The sequence below is a fragment of the Phenylobacterium sp. genome (genome assembly GCF_036495085.1).
Lineage (GTDB): Bacteria > Pseudomonadota > Alphaproteobacteria > Caulobacterales > Caulobacteraceae > Phenylobacterium.
On record NZ_DASXNL010000123.1, the window covers coordinates 1 to 16,528 of the forward strand.

Genomic DNA, 16,528 nt, shown 5'->3' on the forward strand with positions numbered 1-16,528 from the left:
GAGCGCTGCGACCGCATGTCGATGATGCATCGCGGCAAGGTCCTGGCGCAGGGACGCCCGGCTGACCTGGTGGCCGAACGCAAGGCCGCGAGCCTCGAGGAGGCCTTCATCGGCTACCTGGAGGAGGCCGCCGCCAATAGCGGCCCCACGCCCGCGGCAGGTACAGCCGCGGCGCCTGCAGAAACGCCCGCGCAGGCCTCGGCCGTGCCGCCGCCGCATGTCGATAAGGACGAGGGGCGCTTCAGTCTCTCCCGGGTCTGGGCATTCGCTCGACGCGAGGCGACGGAGCTGCGCCACGACCGGGTGCGCCTGGCCTTCTCGCTTTTCGGCCCGGTCCTGCTGATGATCCTGTTCGGGTTCGGCATCTCGATGGATGTCGAGCACCTGGCCTATTCGATCCTCGACTTCGATGGGACGAAGGCCAGCCGGGAATATTCCGACAGCTTCCGCGGTTCGAAATATTACGCCGAGCAGAAGCCCGTCTATTCGCGCGACGAGCGCGACTACCGGCTGAAGGCCGGCGAACTGCGCTTCGTGGCCGAAATCCCGTCCGGATTCGAAAAGGAGCTGGCCCGCGGCCGCCAACCGACGGTCAATTTCAACATCGACGCCGCCCAGCCGTTCCGGGGCGAGACCACGCGCGGCTACATCGAGACCACGCACGCGCAGTACCAGAACGCGCTTCGCGAGACCAAGGGCCTTCCGCCGGCCGGGGAGGCGGTGAAGATCGTTCCGCGCGCCCTCTACAACCAGTCCTTCGAGAGCGTCTACGCGCTGGTGCCGGGCGACATGATGCTGCTGCTGATGCTGATCCCCAGCATGCTGACCGCGCTCAGCGTGGTGCGCGAAAAGGAGCTCGGCTCGATCGCCAACTTCTATGCGGCGCCGGCCAGCAAGGCGGAATTCCTGCTGGGCAAGCAACTGCCCTACGTGGTCGTGGGGCTCATCCAGTTCGTGACCCTGACCGCGCTGGCGGTCTTCCTCTTCCATGTGCCGATCAAGGGAAGTCTGCCAACGCTCGCTCTGGGCGGGGTTATCTACGCGCTCGCGGCCACCGGCTTCGGACTGCTGGTCTCGGTCTTCGCTGCGACCCAGACCGCCGCGATATTCGCCGCCGCGGTCATCAGCATCCTGCCGGTGGTGCAGTTCTCCGGAATGTTCGTGCCGGTTTCCTCGCTGACGGGGGCCGCGTCGGTCGCCGCGAAAATCTTCCCCAGCACCTACTTCCAGGCGATCAGCGTAGGCACCTTCACCAAAGCTCTCGGGATCGACACGCTGTGGCCGAATATCGTCGGCATGTTCGTTATATTTATCGTATACTTCACTCTGTCTGTGGTCTTGCTGAAGAAGCAAGAAAAATAAGATGGAACCTCTACTCCATATTTACCGTCTTGGGATAAAGGAGATGATCAGTCTCTCGCGAGACCCTGTTCTCCTGATCCTGATCCTCTATTGCTTCACGTTCTCCGTCTACACGCCGTCCAAGAGTGCGGTGATGGAGGTCGCCAACGCCTCGATCGCCATCGTCGACGAGGACAACTCGGAAGTCGCGCGCACCATCCAGGAAAGCATGCTGCCGCCGCTCTTCCTGAAGGCGCAGTCCATACCGTTCAGCGAAATCAACCGTGCCATGGACACGGGCAAGTACACCTTCGTCGTCAACATCCCCCCGCGCTTCCAGGCCGACCTCGAAAAGAACGCAACGCCTGAGTTGTCGATCATCACGGATGCGACGGCGATGAGCCAGGCCGGGCGTGGGCCCTCCTACATCGGGAGCATCATCAACAACGCCGTCCAGCCATACTGGAGCGGCCGGGCGAACCCGGCGAACGCACCGCTGGTCAAGATCGAGACCCGCGCGCTGTTCAACCCCAACCTGAAGCAGGGCTGGTTCGTCGCCATCAACCAGGTGATCAACAACATCACCCTGCTCGCCATGTTCCTGACCGGCGCTGCGGTGCTGCGGGAGCGGGAGCACGGCAACATCGAGCACCTGCTGGTCATGCCGCTGCGCCCTTACGAGCTGATGTTCGCCAAGATCTGGGCCAACGGGCTCATCGTCCTGGTGACCGCGATCGCCTCGCTCTACCTGGTCGTGAGGCTTGCTATCGGCGCACCGGTGCAAGGCTCGATGCTGCTGTTTGCGTTCGGCATGGCCATCTACCTGTTCTCGGTGACCGCGCTTGGGGTGATGCTCGCCACGATCGTCCGCTCGATGCCGCAGTTCGGCCTGCTGGCCTTCCCGATCTTCATCGTCATGAGCCTGTGCTCGGGCGGCCAGACCGCGCTAGAGAGCATGCCGGTCTGGCTGCAGAACGGGATGCAGGCCATGCCCTCCACCCATTTTGTCAGCTTCGCCCAGGCGGTCCTGTTCCGGGGCGCCACCTTGGAGATGGTCTGGCCCGACATGCTGAAGATGCTGGCGATCGGCATCGTGTTCTCGATTTTCACGCTCTACCGCTTCAGAAAAATGCTCGCCGCCGTGCAGTGAAAGGGTCAAGCCATGAAAGCAGCCCCTTCGACAAACCGTCAGAAGATCGGCATCCTGGCCGCGCTGCCGGCCGCGCTCATACTTGCCAGCTGCATGACCGCAGGCCCGAACTACAAGAAGCCTGAAGTCGCGGTGCCGAGCGCGTTCCGCTCGCAGGTGACGGCCTCGCAGGCCAGTTCATTGGCCGATCTGCCCTGGTGGAACGTCTTCGAGGACAAGACGCTGCAGGCGCTGATCAACGAAGGCCTGGCCAACAACTACGACGTGCAGGTCGCCGCAGCCCGCATCGAACAGGCGCGCGCGCTGGTGGGCGTGGCCCAGTCGGAAGGAAAGCCCCAGCTAGGCTATGACGCGGCCGCCGGGCGCGAGACGACCTTCGCTCCAGCTCCTGAGGGCAATCTCGGGACCGTCACCTTCAACAGCCTCGGCGCAGGGCTTAACGCCTCGTGGGAGTTCGACATCTGGGGTCGGATCCGGCGTTCGACCGAGGCTGCCCAGGCCAATCTCTACGCCCAGGAGGAGGTCCGCAGCGGCGTCTTGCTGACGCTGGTGAGCGACATCGCCACAGGCTATTTCCGGTTGCTCGAACTGGACCGGGAGCTGGTCATCGCCGAGGAGAGCTCGCGTGTCTTTGGGCGGACGCGGGACCTCTTCAAGCTCCGCTTCGAAGCCGGCCGCGACAGCAATTTGCCATACCAGAGGGCCGAGGGCCTCTATAACGCCAGCATCGCCAGGACCCACGATCTGCGTCGCCTGATCGGGCAGCAGGAAAATGCGCTCAGCGTGCTCTTGGGCGGCTATCCCCGCACGATCGTGCGGGGCCGCGGCCTGCTCGAACAGGTCACGCCGGAAACGCCGCTAGGCTCAACCACCGACCTGCTCCAGCGTCGGCCCGATATCCGCGCCGCCGAGCAGACCATGATCCGCGCCAACGCCGAGGTCGGCGTGGCGATGGCCGACTTCTTCCCGCGGATCGGGATCGGCGCGCTCTTGGGCGGAATTGGTGTGGGCATTTCCGACGATTTCGACGGCTTCACCGTCGGCCGCCTCGCGCTCAGCGTCACCGGACCGATCTTCACCGGCGGGCGGCTCCAGGCGATCTATCACGAGCGGCAGGCCTTCTGGAACGAAACGGTCGTCCAGTACCGCAAGACGATCGTGATCGCGTTCCAGGAAACGTCGGACGCCCTGGTCGCCCAGCAGACCCTTGTGGCCCGCCGCGCGGCTCTCGAGAACCAGGTGACAGCGCTTCGGCGATCCTCCGACCTGGCCCTCACGCGCTACGACGCGGGCCGGGCAAGCTACTTCGAGGTCCTGGAGGCCCAGCAGCAACTGTTCCCGGCCGAGGACGAGCTGGCCCAGACCCAGCGCGACGAGTTGCTGGCCGTCGTGGGCCTCTACAGGGCGCTGGGGGGCGGCTGGAAAACTCCTGCTACAGGCCCCCAGAGCGCACCAGCGGCCGGACTGGAATGAACACGCGCTTCGCCCGGCTGAGGGAGGCTCGGTCGTGTCGGGCCCTGACCACGCGGAACCCTAGCGGCCAGCAGAGGCGGTACGGAGATGTCTGAAGCGGCGATGAAGGCTGGAGAAAGACGCCACGAAAAGTTCGAGGGACTGGTGGAGCGCGCCCAGCGCTACCCGCCTGTACCCACGGCCATTGCCCACCCCTGCGATGAGGTCTCCTTGCAGAGCGCTGTCGAAGCGGCCCGGCTAAAGCTCATCGTTCCCATACTCGTCGGACCGGCCTCCCGGATCGCCGAAGTCGCTGCGCAAGGGAAGCTCGACATCAGCCCGTTCGAGGTCGTCGATGCGGCGCACAGCCACGACTCCGCGGCCAAGGCAGTGGGGCTGGTCCGGGCCGGTCGCGCCGAAGCGCTCATGAAGGGCAGCCTGCACACCGACGAACTGATGGGCGAGGTGGTGTCACGCGAGGCCGGCCTGCGCACCGCGCGGCGTGTCAGCCATTGCTTCATCATGGACGTCCCCGCCTACCAGAGCGCCCTTATCGTCACTGACGCCGCGGTCAATATCGCCCCTACGCTCAGCGACAAGATCGACATCGTGCAGAACGGCATCGACCTGGCCCATGCGCTCGGCGTCTCCGACGTCCGGGTTGCGATCCTGAGCGCCATGGAGACCGTCAACCCAGGCGTCCCCTCGACGGTCGAGGCCGCCGCTCTCTGCAAAATGGCCGAGCGGGGGCAGATCACCGGGGGGGTGCTGGATGGGCCGCTCGCGCTCGATAACGCCATCAGCCCGCAGGCCGCTGCGATCAAGAAGATCGTCTCGCCGGTGGCGGGGCGGGCGAACATGCTCGTCGTTCCCGACCTCGAAGCGGGCAACATGCTGGCCAAGTGCATGTCGTTCCTGAGCGGGGCCGACGCGGCCGGCATCGTGCTTGGCGCACGGGTGCCGGTCATCCTGACCAGTCGCGCGGACGTCCTGATCACCCGCCTGGCGTCGTGCGCGGTGGCGCAGCTGGTCGCAGCCGCTCGTCGCGCCGACGCTGCTGCGGCGCTGCACTGAGGTTCAAGCGATGAGCGATTGCATCGCCGTCCTCAACGCCGGCTCCTCGAGCATCAAGTTCGCGCTCTATGAGGCGGATGCGGCTCAGGCGCTCATGTTTCGAGGCCAGGTCGAGAGCATCGGGCTCTTACCCCATCTGACGGTCGAAAGCCCCGACGGCGGACGGGCGGTGGAAAGGAACTGGCCCGCCGAGGGGTTCGACCATCGCGCCGCGACGCAGGAGATCATCCGCACGGCGCGAGAGTTGCTCGAGGGCAGGGCGGTTGCCGCGGTCGGCCACCGGGTGGTCCATGGCGGGGTCAGATACGCAAGCCCGATCCGCATCGATGCCGAGGTCATCGCCGCGCTCATGGAACTCGCGCCGCTTGCGCCGCTGCATCAGCCGCACAACCTGGCCCCGATCAAGGCGATCGCCGAGGCGGCTCCGGACATCGTCCAGGTCGCCTGCTTCGACACCGCGTTCCATCGTGGTCAGCCGCCGCTGGCCCAAGTCTTCGCCCTGCCGCGTGAGTTCACCGACGCCGGGGTCCGGCGATATGGCTTCCATGGCCTCTCCTACGAGTACGTCACCACGCGTCTGCGCGAGGTCGCGCCGGACCTCGCAGATCGCCGGCTGATCGTCGCTCACCTCGGCAATGGCGCCAGCCTCTGCGCGGTGCGTGATGGCCAAAGCGTTGCGACCACCATGGGGTTCACCGCCGTGGACGGGCTCGTCATGGGCACACGCTGCGGCTCGATCGACCCCGGCGTCTTGATCTACCTGATGGACGTCCACGGCATGGATGCGCGCGCTCTGGAGGACCTGATCTACAAGCGTTCGGGCCTCCTGGGCGTCTCGGGCCTGTCGTCGGACATGCGCACCCTGCAGGCCTCATCCGACCCAGCCGCAGCCGAGGCGGTGGCCCTCTTCATCTACCGGATCGTCCGCGAGATCGGCTCGCTGAGCGCAGCCCTTGGCGGCCTGGACGGCCTGATCTTCACCGGCGGCATCGGAGAGCACGCCGCCGCGGTCCGGGCCGAGATCGGGGCCGGATCGCGCTGGCTCGGTCTTGAGCTGGACAACGCCCGAAACGCCCGCGGTGAAGGACGCATCAGCAGCGAGGCCTCGGGCGTGGCCGCCTGGGTCGTCCCGACCGATGAGGAACTGATGATCGCGCGGCATACGGCCGCCGTGGTGGGAAGAAGGTGAGCACAGTGCGGCGCGCTCGATACCGGGAGCCGGTCGTATCCCTAGAGGGAGGTCCAAGATGAAGACCAAGGCCTACGAGGAGCACCTGCGGGAACTCCAGGTCCAGCTGTGCTACCTCCAGGATTGGGTGAAGGCGACAGGCGCCCGCGTGATCCTCGTGTTCGAGGGCCGCGACGCGGCCGGTAAGGGCGGGCTGATCAAGGCGATCACCGAGAGGGTCAGTCCACGGACGTTCCGCGTGGTGGCGCTCACAGCGCCGACCGAGCGTGAGAAAACCCAGCTGTTCGTCCAGCGCTACATCCCGCACTTCCCGGCGGGCGGCGAGATCGTGATCTTCGACCGCAGCTGGTACAACCGCGCCGGGGTGGAATACGTGATGGGGTTCTGCACCGAGGAAGAGCGCGATCAGTTCCTCCAGGGCTGTCCGGCCGTCGAGAAATGGATGGTCGAGTCCGGGATTATCCTGATCAAGACCTGGCTTGAGGTGGGGATGGAGGAACAGGATCGCCGCTTCGAAGCACGTATGACGGACCCGCTTCGGCAATGGAAGCTCAGCCCCATGGACCTGGAGGCCTTCGGGCGCTGGTACGACTACTCGCGAGCCCGCGACACCATGCTGGAAGCGACCGACCGCAAGTTCGCGCCCTGGTTCATCCTGCCCTCGAACGACAAGAAGCAGGCCCGGCTGAACGGCATCGCCCACATCCTCTCGATGATCCCCTACGAACGGGTGAAGAGGCCCCAGATCAAGATGCCCAAGCGCTCCGACAAGGGAAAATATGACGATGAACTGAAGGGCCGCAGAGTGGTCCCGCAGCTCTACTGAGGCCGCTGGATCAGGGAGCCCGCGCAGCCTCGGCCGTATCCGCCCTCCACCTGCGGGTTGCACCCGATGGCTGGAGAAGGGTCAGGCGCTACCGTGTCAGGGGGACGCAGTTCGGATGCCTGAAGAGGAACCGCTGATGGACATTCGGCAAATCCCCGAGCGTGGGGCCGCGCTCCGTCATCTTGACCTTACTCAGCCGCCGCCTGGATCCGACCGACGGGCCTTGATGACGCCAAGCGAGCTTGCAGTGGCGCTCGCCATGGCTCTGACCCCAAAGGAGACAAACGCGAACTCCAAGGAGACTTCGGAAGGCGGCCTCGCGGTCCCGGTGACCCTCGGTTGAGTTAGGATAATGCCGCAGTCGGACAGCCTCGGTAAGGGTGCGCTCCGGGCAACCGCCATCGCCTGGCTGATCACCTCGATCTACTATTTCTACCAGTACGTGATGCGCTCGGCGCCGGCGGTTATGATGCCGGAGCTTTCCGACGCCTTTGGCCTCACCGCCGTCGGCCTCACCTCGCTGGTCGGCCTTTTCTACTACGGCTACGCACCCTTCAGCCTGGTGGCGGGCGTCGCCCTCGACCAACTCGGGCCGCGGCGCGTCGTGCCGCTTGGCGCGGCGCTGGTGGCCGTGGGCGCCTTTCTCTTCGCCTCGGGCGATCCCACACTCGCAAGCATCGGCCGGTTCATCCAGGGCGCGGGCGGGGTCTTCGCGCTGATCGGCGCGGCCTATATCGCCACGACCAACTTTCCAGCCTCGCGCGCCGCGACGCTAATCGGGGCAACCCAGATGTTCGGAATGGCCGGCGGCTCGGCGGGCCAGTTCCTGGTCGGTCCCGCGATCTCCGCCGGCCTTCATTGGCGCCAGTTCTGGCTCCTCATGGGTGTGGCAGGTGTGGTTGTCGCGGCCCTCCTGGTGGTCTTCATGCCCCGGCGAGAGGCGAAGGCCCGATCCGCCGGATCGCATGAAGGCTGGGCGAGGGCGGCGGCGGTCGCGATCGCCACGGTGTTTCGCAATCCGCAATCAATCCTTTGCGGATTGATCAGTGGCCTGATGTTCATCCCGACCACCATCTTCGACATGGTGTGGGGCGTGCGCTTCCTGCAGGAGGCCCACGACATGCCTTATGGGCTCGCCGTCATGCGCTCGGCCGCCGTGCCCTTCGGCTGGATCATAGGCTGTCCGCTGCTCGGCATGCTCTCCGACCGGATCGGTCGGCGAAAGCCGGTCATCCTGGGCGCCGCGGTAGTCCTGCTCCTCTGTCTTGTGCTGATCCTCTACGTCTCTCCCGGTGTCCTCCCTCCGTTCAGCCTGGGGCTCGTCGCCGGGATCGCATCGGGGGCGGCCATGCTCCCTTACACGGTCATCAAGGAAGCCAACCGGCCCGAACACAGCGGGACCTCGACCGGGGTCGTCAACTTCATCAACTTCTCATTTTCCGCGCTTCTCGGCCCCGTCTTCGCCGGCTTGCTCATGCGGGCAAGCGCCGGCGGGGAGCGCGACGTCGCCGACTACCGGGCGGCTTTCCAGCCGTTGGTATGGGGCGTCGGCCTGGCGATCGTCCTGACCCTGCTGCTGCGTGAGACCGGGAGTGCGAAGCGACCGGTCGTCGCGCACGCGACCTGATCGACCAACCACCAATGCCGGCGGGTGCGCCTGCCGCGTTCGACATGGAGGACAAGATGGCCAGCGAAACCATTGACGCGTCCGTCACCAGAGGCGGCCCGGCCCATCCGTCGGGATTTCGCTCGGGCCTGTGGGACAAGGAGATCAACGTCCGCGACTTCATCCAGGAAAACATCAGGCCCTACTACGAGGACGGCTCCTTTCTCGCCGGGCCGACTGAAAGGACCAAGGCGATCTGGGCCAAGCTGCAGGCGCTCTTCGTCGAGGAACGCAAGACGAGCGTGCTGGATATCTCGCAGATCCCCACCTCCATAACCGCCCATGACGCGGGCTACATCGACAAGGACAGCGAAGTCATCGTCGGCCTGCAGACCGACGCGCCGCTGAAGCGTGCGATCATGCCCAACGGCGGCTTCCGCCTCGTCCTGACGGCGCTGGAGACCTACGGCTACAAGCCTGACCCGGCGGTCGTCGAGACCTTCACCAAGTACCGAAAGACCCACAACGACGCCGTCTTCGACGCATACACCGCCGACATTCGCCGCTGCCGCAGCTCACACATCCTGACCGGGCTTCCCGACGCCTACGGTCGCGGGCGGATCATCGGCGACTATCGCCGCGTCGCGCTCTACGGCGTCGACCGGCTGATCGAGCGCAAGAAGTTCGAGAAGGCCGCGCTCGACGACGCCTGGTCGACAGATGAGATCATCCGCGACCGCGAGGAACTGGCCGAACAGATCCGCGCCCTGGGCGAGCTGAAGGAGATGGCGGCCAAATACGGCTTCGACATCTCTGGCCCAGCGAGCACGGCCAAGGAAGCCGTCCAGTGGCTCTATTTCGGCTACCTCGCAGGTGTGAAGGAGCAGAACGGCGCGGCGATGTCTCTCGGGCGCACCTCGACCTTCCTCGACATCTACTTTGAACGCGACCTGGCGGCGGGGACCCTCACCGAAGAACAGGCGCAGGAGATCATCGACGACTTCGTCATCAAGCTGCGGATTGTACGCTTCCTGCGCACGCCCGAGTACGACGAACTCTTCGCAGGCGACCCGACCTGGGTCACCGAGTCCATCGGCGGCCTCGGCGACGACGGCCGGCCGTTGGTGACCAAGACCAGCTTCCGCTACCTGCACACGCTCTACAACCTGGGGCCGGCGCCGGAGCCTAACCTTACGATCTGGTACTCGCCGCGGCTTCCGGAACCCTTCCGCCGCTTTGCGGCCAAGGTCGCGATCGATACGAGCTCGATCCAGTTCGAGAGCGACGAAACCATGCGCCGTACCTGGGGTGATGACGGTGCGATCGCCTGCTGCGTCTCGCCCATGCTTTTGGGCAAGCAGATGCAGTTCTTCGGCGCCCGCGCCAATCTGGCGAAGTGCCTGCTCTATTCGATCAACGGCGGCCGCGACGAGGTTTCCGGCAAGCAGGTCGCGCCGAAGTTCGAGCCGGTGCAGGGCGACTATCTGGAGTTCGACGACGTCCTGGAGCGGTTCGAGCGGATGATGGACTGGCTGGCGGGCGTCTACGTCAGCGCCATGAACGTCATCCACTACATGCACGACAAGTACGCCTATGAGCGGATCGAGATGGCGCTGCACGACTACGCGCCGTTGCGCACCATGGCGTTCGGCATCGCCGGCATGTCGGTCGTCTCCGACAGCCTCTCGGCGATCAAGTACGCAAGGGTGAAGGTGGTCCGCGACGAAACCGGACTGATCGTCGACTACGTCACCGAGGGCGAGTTCCCGACCTTCGGCAACAACGACAACCGGGTCGACCACCTCGCGACCTGGCTGGTCTCGACCTTCATGACAAAGCTGCGCAAGTACCCCGCCTACCGCAAAGCCCTGCACACCCAGTCGGTGCTGACCATCACGTCGAACGTGGTCTACGGCAAGGCGACGGGCAACACGCCCGACGGGCGCAGGCTGGGCCAGCCCTTCGCCCCCGGGGCCAACCCGATGCACGGGCGCGACAGCCACGGCATCCACGCCTCGGCCGCCTCGGTCGCAAAGATCCCCTACCGCGACGCCGCCGACGGGATCTCGCTGACCACAACCCTGGTGCCCACCGGCCTCGGCTCCAACCCCGAAGACCGGATCACAAACCTGACCGGCATCCTCGACGCCTATTTCGGTTCGACCGGCTACCACATGAACGTCAACGTCCTGAACCGCGAGACGCTGTTGGACGCCATGGACCATCCGGAGAAGTATCCGAACCTCACGATCCGGGTCTCCGGCTATGCGGTCAATTTCATACGGCTGACCCGCGATCAGCAGATGGATGTGGTCAACCGCACGTTCCACGGAGCGTGAGATGTCGGACCTTACCGATGGGCGGGAGCCGCCGCTGGAGGCCAGTCCTTTCGATCTGAGGGTGGATCTCGGTAAGGCGGTGCCGGAGGTCGACGTTCGTGCGGCGCTGAAGTCCGGCGACATCGGATTCCTGCATTCCTTCACGACCGGCTCGGCGGTCGATGGTCCCGGGATCCGGCTGGTCGCCTGGACCACGTCGTGCATGTTCCGCTGCCAGTTCTGTCACAACCCCGACACCTGGATCCTTTCGAACGGCATCCCCGTGACCCTCGAGCGCGCGATCGAGGAACTCAGAAAGTACGTGAACGGGCTCAAGGTGATGGGAGGCGGCTTCACTCTCTCGGGCGGTGAACCGCTGATGCAGAACCGCTTCGCCGTCAGACTATTCGAGGGGGCCAAGCGCATGGGCGCCCACACCGCGATCGAGACCAACGGCGTCTACGGCGATCGGCTCACCGACCAGGAGTTGGCGACCATCGACCTCGTCATCCTCGACATGAAGGGCTTCACGCCGGAACAGCACAAGCGCGTGACGGGAGCCGACAACATGAAGGTCCTTGAGTTCGGCAGGCGGCTGGCCGAGCTGAAGCGTCCGATGTGGCTGCGCTATGTGCTGGTTCCCGGCCTCACCGACGTTCCAGACGAAATGAAGAAGGTCGCCGCGTTCGCTGCCTCCCTGGGCGTCGTCGAGCGCGCCGAGGTGCTGCCCTTCCACCAGATGGGCCGGTTCAAATGGGAGAAGCTTGGGCTGGATTACAGAATGGCGAAAACCGAGCCGCCGTCGCAGGACATGGTGGCCGGCGCCGTAGAGATCTTCCGGTCAGCGGGACTGCAGGCCTACTAAGCCTTCGGCTCAGTTCCCGCACCAGGCCGGCTACCTAAGCCGGCTTGGCGCAGGGCCTGGCTAGCCGCCCAGCGGCGCATAGAAGCGCAGCCGATAGAACTGGGTCTCGGCGCGCGAGATCCCGAAATCGTTGTCGGTGGCGAGGATCAGTTCACGATCCGATATCACCGCCATCCCCTCCAGATCGGGTGCTATGCCACTCGACGCGTCAGTGGAAAACATCAGCGTCTTGGCGAGCTGTGTCCCGCCCGAGAGCTCGACACGATAAATCCGGGCGCTCTTGGAGATGCGTTCCAGGACCAGCAGCCGGTTGTTGCTCACTGCCGCAAGTTCGCAGATCTTCAGGTCGTCGATCCCCACATCACCCGCTGCGGCATCGGCCGTGAAGCTGGAAGGGGGGTCGAACGGGTATTCGAACTCCGCCTCAAGCGCGCCCGTCTGCGCGTCCAGTTTCCAGATGGCCGCGTGGGTCCGATCGACGCCGCGACGATCGAGTGCGCTTTGGAAGGCGGCGTAGAGCCAGCGGCCATCCGGCGAAACCGCCAGGCCCTCGAAACCCCGGTTCATCCGCCGCTCGGCCGCCCTTGCGGGCAGAAGCGCCTCGCCGCCCGCAGCCGCGACGCCGGCGGGTGTCCAGCGCCGACGGACGACGCCCTCGACGTCGACCTTGATCAGCGACGGACCGTATTCCTCACCCACCCAGAACGAGCCATCCGCCAGGACAGCCACGGATTCGGTATCAGCGCCCGCGGGATCGGGTGCGAGCCTTACGCCCTCGACATCGAAGGCGGGCTCCATTTCTGCCTGGTGGCCTGCGGGCAGGACCCGGCCGGACACCACCTCGCCGTTCGGCATCCGGAGCGGCAGGCTGCGCAGGAGTTCGACGCGATCGCCGCTCACCTGCAACTCTGCGAGTGTCGGCCCGATGTGTGGTGCGGGAAGCACCTTGGCGCCCCGCAGCCCGCGCAGGGGCTCAAGGGCCGTCAGGCCGTAGTCGTCAATCGCTTCGGAAATCTTCAGGTTCGGGCCGCGATCGCCGATGCCCCAGAAGCGCCCGCTCGTGTCACCCGGCCGGCAGCCAAGGCCCGATCCTATGCCCAGGGTCAGCCGGAGCACGCCGCCGGGCAGGGCGATCTCACCCATCGGCGGATCGCGCCAGCTGAGCGAGGTGACCTCAGGCGGCCGCATGGAGCCACAGGTTCTGCGGCGCGAAGTCCATGGTCTCGCCCATCGGCTCGATATGGTTAGGGTCTGGTCCGCCATCGCCCAGCCAACGCGCTCCGTCAGCCGGCGCCAGCCCCTTCAGCAGGTCCTGCCGGCCCTTACGCAAAACCCAGGCTCCCAGCAATCGTCGCCCGACCCTGCAACCGCGCCGTGGTCGCGGCAAGCGGCGGAACGCGAGGAACGGACGGACCGCTACCGCGCCATGTTCAGCACCTGGACCTGAGTGAACTCCACCAGGCCTTCTTCCCCCAACTCGCTGCCGAGCCCGGAGAACTTGGCGCCACCGAACGGCAGGTGCGGCTGCAGATCGGCATGCTTATTGATCCAGACGGTGCCTGACTCCATGCCCGCCGCCAGATCCCACGCCTTGTCGCTGTCCTTGGCCCAGATGGACCCGCCCAAGCCGTAGTCGGAGGCGTTGGCGCGCGTCACGGCGTCGGAGGCGTCGGAGTATCTGATCACCGGCAACACTGGGCCGAACTGCTCCTCGTCCACAAGCTTGGAACCGTCGGTGATGTCGCGAACGATGGTGGGCCGGATGAAATAGCCCTTGTCGCCTTGGCGGGCCCCGCCAGCGATCACCTTGCCATCCCGGCGCCCGGCCTCGATGTAGCCCAGCACTTTGTCGAACTGGGCCTTGTTCTGAAGCGGGCCGAACTGGGTGCCCTGTTCCAGCCCGTCGCCCAACACCGCGGCGTCCGCCAGCTTGGCCAGCTCGTCGCACATGGCGTCGTAGATGCTCTCATGGACGTAGACCCGCTTGGCGGCGATGCAGACCTGGCCCGAGTTCTGGAAGGCGGCGGCGAAGATCTTCGGGGCCGTCAGCACGGGGTCCACGTCGCCCATCACGATCGCTGCGTCATTGCCGCCAAGTTCCAGGGTGACGCGCTTCAGGGCGTCTGCAGCGCCGGCCATCACGCGCTTGCCCGTTTCGGTTGAGCCGGTGAAGCTGATCTTTCGGATGTCGGGATGCTTGGTGATCTCGGCGCCCAGGTCATTGGCGTCGGCGATCACGTTCAGCACGCCTGGCGGCAGCAGATCCTTCACGAGCGCGGCGAAACGCAGTGTGGTCAAGGGCGTCGTGGCCGCCGGCTTCAGCACGATCGTGTTGCCCGCCAGCAGAGCCGCAGGAACCTTGAAAGCCATGAGGATCATCGGGAAATTCCAGGGCACGATCGCCCCGATCACCCCTAATGGCTTCCTGCGGATTTCCACCTTCGCATCGGCGGTGTCCTGGACAACCTTGGCCGGCAGGTCGAGGCTTGCGAAATAGCGGAAGAAGGCCGCGGCGCCGAACACTTCCCCCATCGCAGCCTCAAGCGGCTTGCCCTGTTCCTGGGTCAGCAGCCGGGCGAGATCAGCGATATTGGCTTGAATGACGTCGGCCATCGTGATCAGCGCCTTGCGGCGTTCGTCGATCGGAGTTGCGGCCCAAGCCGGGAACGCGGCCTTGGCGGCGGCGACCGCCTGATCGAGCTGCGCCTTCGAGGCCCGCGCGCACTGGGCCACTGGCTCTTCAGTTGCCGGGTTGATGACGTCCATGACGGAGTCGCCGTCCACCAGATGACCGTTGATCAGCAGCTTGAAGTCAGACATCGCATCCTCCGCGGGCTTTGGTTCCTGACGGTCCGCTCATGACGCAACGGCGGTCAAGTCTCGTCATCGCGCCGGTCGCGAGGCCCCTATTGAGATTTGCCGGCTAGGAACGCCATCGACGGTGCGGCCAGCGGTACGATGCTCAGCTGCTGCTCGATCGCCTCGGGCACATTCCTTGGCAGCGGCAGGTGAGCCTTTTCCTTGCTCCAGGTCTCGCGAAAAGCAGCCACGGTATCGGTTGCCGTACGCAGGACGATGGTTTCTGGAAGGCCCGCCTTTCCCGCCAGGTTGGCGAGTTCGTCGCGGCTGAAGTCCGCCCATCGCCTGGTGCGGACCACTTTCATCGCCGCGTTCTCATCCGGAAGGTAGGCCGTGGTGGCCACGAAGTCGTAGGCCGGCGCGAGGGTTGCGTTGATCCCATCGCGATAGAGCAGGGACCAGTTCTTCACATGCATGTCGGCGTTACCGATCAGGGCGTTGAACACCAGGCGCCGAATGAATTCGACGACGCCGGCCTCGCCGGTCTCGCGCCAAATGACCTCGGCAATGTTCCGGTAGGAGGCACGTGTGTATTTCTCGGCCGGGTAGAGTGCGAATACCTGGGCGAAATCCTCCATGTGCAGGCGCTCTTTGCCGTAGGGTCGGTCAAACCGGGAAATGGCGTAAGCCGCGCCGTCCAGGCGGCCGAGCCCATCGGGCAGATTGGCGATCTGGTCCAGGGGCAAGAGTTGGATATCCGGGACCTCGATGCCGATTTTGGCGGCGAGAGTCATCATCGAGAACTCGTTCTGGGAGATGCCTTCGTAGCGAGTGGAGGGAAGCTTCACGATCCAGTCGCCGCCCGCGCCGTGCGCGGGGATCGTCAGCCCCCCGCCAGTCTTCCCCACGGCCGAGAACTTCAACTGGACCCCCGCCAGTGAGAACCGCAGGACCTTGTCAGCCGCTTCGGTTCTTGCTGTGGCGCGCCGCTCCTCGCCGCCATCGGTGAGGTCGACGCCATCGGCCGTGTGCGCAGTTACGGCGCCCGGCAGGTCGCTTCCCAGCGCTGCGAGAAGATGGAACTCCCGGGTGGCTTTCACACCGGCCTGTGCGGCGAGGTAGTCCCGCAGCGGGCCTTCGGGCAGCAGGTTGGAGAAAAACGGCGACAGTCGTGTCTGGCTCGGCCGCTGATCCAGTAATAGCAGCCCGGCATCAGATTTGAATGAGAGGCTCAAGGTCGGACGCGCAGGATCGTCCGCATAGGCCTCATCGAACGTGAAGATGGTCCGGTCGCCTCCGAGGTCCGTGAGTTCCCCCACGCGACGTTCGCCGAGCCGGATTTCGAGGCTGTCGGCCATGATCTAGGGCTCGTCTTCGAGGCTGTAGGCCGGGCGCTGAGTGTCCGGCTCGAGGGCGACCAAGCTGTTGCTAAGGCGCTCAAGCCGGTCGAGGTGTCGATCAAGCCTGGAAGGGTCTGAGCCAGCTTTCACTTCGGCCTCGATGTTGGTCGCGATCGCGGAAAGTTCCGCCGAGGTCCCGCTATTGCGGATCGCCCGGGTCAGCCGGTAAATCTCTTCTGTGAGGCCCGCCAGGCGCTGCACGGCCGGGCTCTCCCCGCGGGTGGCCTGAAGCGCCCTTACCGTCCGGTTGAGGATGATCGTCGCGCCGCGAACGGTGCGCAGTTCGGCCGTCACGCCAGCTTCCCGAACGAGCGCCTGGACCGCGGTCAGCGCGTTCCGCGGCGTGAGCGTCACCTCAAAGTCGAGCAGCCGCGCAAGTTCGAGAAGGGTCGATAGCCGAAGATCGACCGTCCCGCTTTCGATGCGAGAGATCTGCGCCTGCGTCATAGCGGCCTTGGCGCTGAGCACGCGTTGAGACCAGCCCTTAGCAATTCGGGCTTTCCGAAGG

14 protein-coding genes are annotated in these 16,528 nt (G+C 65.4%); 9 read left to right on the forward strand and 5 right to left on the reverse strand.

Going from position 1 to position 16,528, the window contains the following annotated elements:
* The 9 genes from VGI62_RS13960 to pflA all read left to right on the forward strand — a co-directional run.
* On the forward strand, positions 1-1,362 hold a 1,362-nt coding region (locus tag VGI62_RS13960; RefSeq protein WP_331505107.1), incomplete at its 5' end, for an ABC transporter permease.
* 43 nt (positions 1,363-1,405) lie between these two features.
* Positions 1,406-2,491 carry an ABC transporter permease gene (locus VGI62_RS13965; protein ID WP_331505108.1) on the forward strand — a complete coding sequence of 362 codons (1,086 nt, stop codon included), beginning with the start codon at positions 1,406-1,408 and terminating at the stop codon, positions 2,489-2,491.
* Positions 2,492-2,503: 12 nt separating this feature from the next.
* The gene (locus tag VGI62_RS13970) at positions 2,504-3,964 is read left to right on the forward strand and encodes an efflux transporter outer membrane subunit (protein WP_331505109.1); all 1,461 of its coding nucleotides are present in this window, start codon (positions 2,504-2,506) and stop codon (positions 3,962-3,964) included.
* An 87-nt stretch (positions 3,965-4,051) separates the two neighbouring features.
* Positions 4,052-5,017 (forward strand): phosphate acetyltransferase, encoded by a 966-nt coding sequence (locus VGI62_RS13975; RefSeq protein WP_331505110.1) that lies wholly within the window; start codon positions 4,052-4,054, stop codon positions 5,015-5,017.
* Positions 5,018-5,027: 10 nt separating this feature from the next.
* Positions 5,028-6,206 (forward strand): acetate/propionate family kinase, encoded by a 1,179-nt coding sequence (locus VGI62_RS13980; protein WP_331505111.1) that lies wholly within the window; start codon positions 5,028-5,030, stop codon positions 6,204-6,206.
* A gap of 58 nt (positions 6,207-6,264) precedes the next feature.
* The gene (gene ppk2 / locus VGI62_RS13985) at positions 6,265-7,032 is read left to right on the forward strand and encodes a polyphosphate kinase 2 (RefSeq protein WP_331505112.1); all 768 of its coding nucleotides are present in this window, start codon (positions 6,265-6,267) and stop codon (positions 7,030-7,032) included.
* Positions 7,033-7,384: 352 nt separating this feature from the next.
* Complete coding sequence (locus VGI62_RS13990) at positions 7,385-8,659, forward strand: MFS transporter (protein WP_331505113.1); 1,275 nt, start codon at positions 7,385-7,387, stop codon at positions 8,657-8,659.
* A gap of 56 nt (positions 8,660-8,715) precedes the next feature.
* On the forward strand, positions 8,716-10,977 hold the full coding sequence (pflB, locus tag VGI62_RS13995; RefSeq protein ID WP_331505114.1) for a formate C-acetyltransferase: 2,262 nt from the start codon (positions 8,716-8,718) through the stop codon (positions 10,975-10,977).
* Between the two features lies 1 nt (position 10,978).
* Entirely contained in the window at positions 10,979-11,821 is an 843-nt protein-coding gene (gene pflA / locus VGI62_RS14000; RefSeq protein WP_331505115.1) for a pyruvate formate-lyase-activating protein, read from the forward strand.
* A 60-nt stretch (positions 11,822-11,881) separates the two neighbouring features.
* On the opposite strand, the gene VGI62_RS14005 is transcribed toward pflA, so the two are convergent.
* The 5 genes from VGI62_RS14005 to VGI62_RS14025 form a co-directional block, all read right to left on the reverse strand.
* Positions 11,882-13,009, reverse strand: a complete 1,128-nt coding sequence (locus VGI62_RS14005) for an esterase-like activity of phytase family protein (RefSeq protein WP_331505116.1) — start codon at positions 13,007-13,009, stop codon at positions 11,882-11,884.
* Entirely contained in the window at positions 12,996-13,151 is a 156-nt protein-coding gene (locus VGI62_RS14010) for a hypothetical protein (protein WP_331505117.1), read from the reverse strand. Before VGI62_RS14010 ends, VGI62_RS14005 begins: the two co-directional genes overlap by 14 nt.
* Before the next feature lie 86 nt (positions 13,152-13,237).
* Positions 13,238-14,641, reverse strand: a complete 1,404-nt coding sequence (locus VGI62_RS14015) for an aldehyde dehydrogenase family protein (protein WP_331505118.1) — start codon at positions 14,639-14,641, stop codon at positions 13,238-13,240.
* 86 nt (positions 14,642-14,727) lie between these two features.
* Entirely contained in the window at positions 14,728-15,978 is a 1,251-nt protein-coding gene (locus VGI62_RS14020) for a type II toxin-antitoxin system HipA family toxin (protein ID WP_331505119.1), read from the reverse strand.
* A 3-nt stretch (positions 15,979-15,981) separates the two neighbouring features.
* Positions 15,982-16,528, reverse strand: a 547-nt coding sequence (locus VGI62_RS14025; protein WP_331505120.1) for a helix-turn-helix transcriptional regulator, incomplete at its 5' end; no start/stop codon positions are given.

Bases quoted from the DNA above. Each gene is read 5' to 3' on its own strand.
- VGI62_RS14015 (WP_331505118.1), bottom strand. From the start codon at position 14,641: ATGTCTGACTTCAAGCTGCTGATCAACGGTCATCTGGTGGACGGCGAC.
- VGI62_RS13975 (WP_331505110.1), top strand. From the start codon at position 4,052: ATGTCTGAAGCGGCGATGAAGGCTGGAGAAAGACGCCACGAAAAGTTC.
- VGI62_RS13970 (WP_331505109.1), top strand. From the start codon at position 2,504: ATGAAAGCAGCCCCTTCGACAAACCGTCAGAAGATCGGCATCCTGGCC.
- pflB (WP_331505114.1), top strand. From the start codon at position 8,716: ATGGCCAGCGAAACCATTGACGCGTCCGTCACCAGAGGCGGCCCGGCC.
- VGI62_RS13990 (WP_331505113.1), top strand. From the start codon at position 7,385: ATGCCGCAGTCGGACAGCCTCGGTAAGGGTGCGCTCCGGGCAACCGCC.
- pflA (WP_331505115.1), top strand. From the start codon at position 10,979: ATGTCGGACCTTACCGATGGGCGGGAGCCGCCGCTGGAGGCCAGTCCT.
- VGI62_RS13965 (WP_331505108.1), top strand. From the start codon at position 1,406: ATGATCAGTCTCTCGCGAGACCCTGTTCTCCTGATCCTGATCCTCTAT.
- VGI62_RS14005 (WP_331505116.1), bottom strand. From the start codon at position 13,009: ATGCGGCCGCCTGAGGTCACCTCGCTCAGCTGGCGCGATCCGCCGATG.
- ppk2 (WP_331505112.1), top strand. From the start codon at position 6,265: ATGAAGACCAAGGCCTACGAGGAGCACCTGCGGGAACTCCAGGTCCAG.
- VGI62_RS14020 (WP_331505119.1), bottom strand. From the start codon at position 15,978: ATGGCCGACAGCCTCGAAATCCGGCTCGGCGAACGTCGCGTGGGGGAA.
- VGI62_RS13980 (WP_331505111.1), top strand. From the start codon at position 5,028: ATGAGCGATTGCATCGCCGTCCTCAACGCCGGCTCCTCGAGCATCAAG.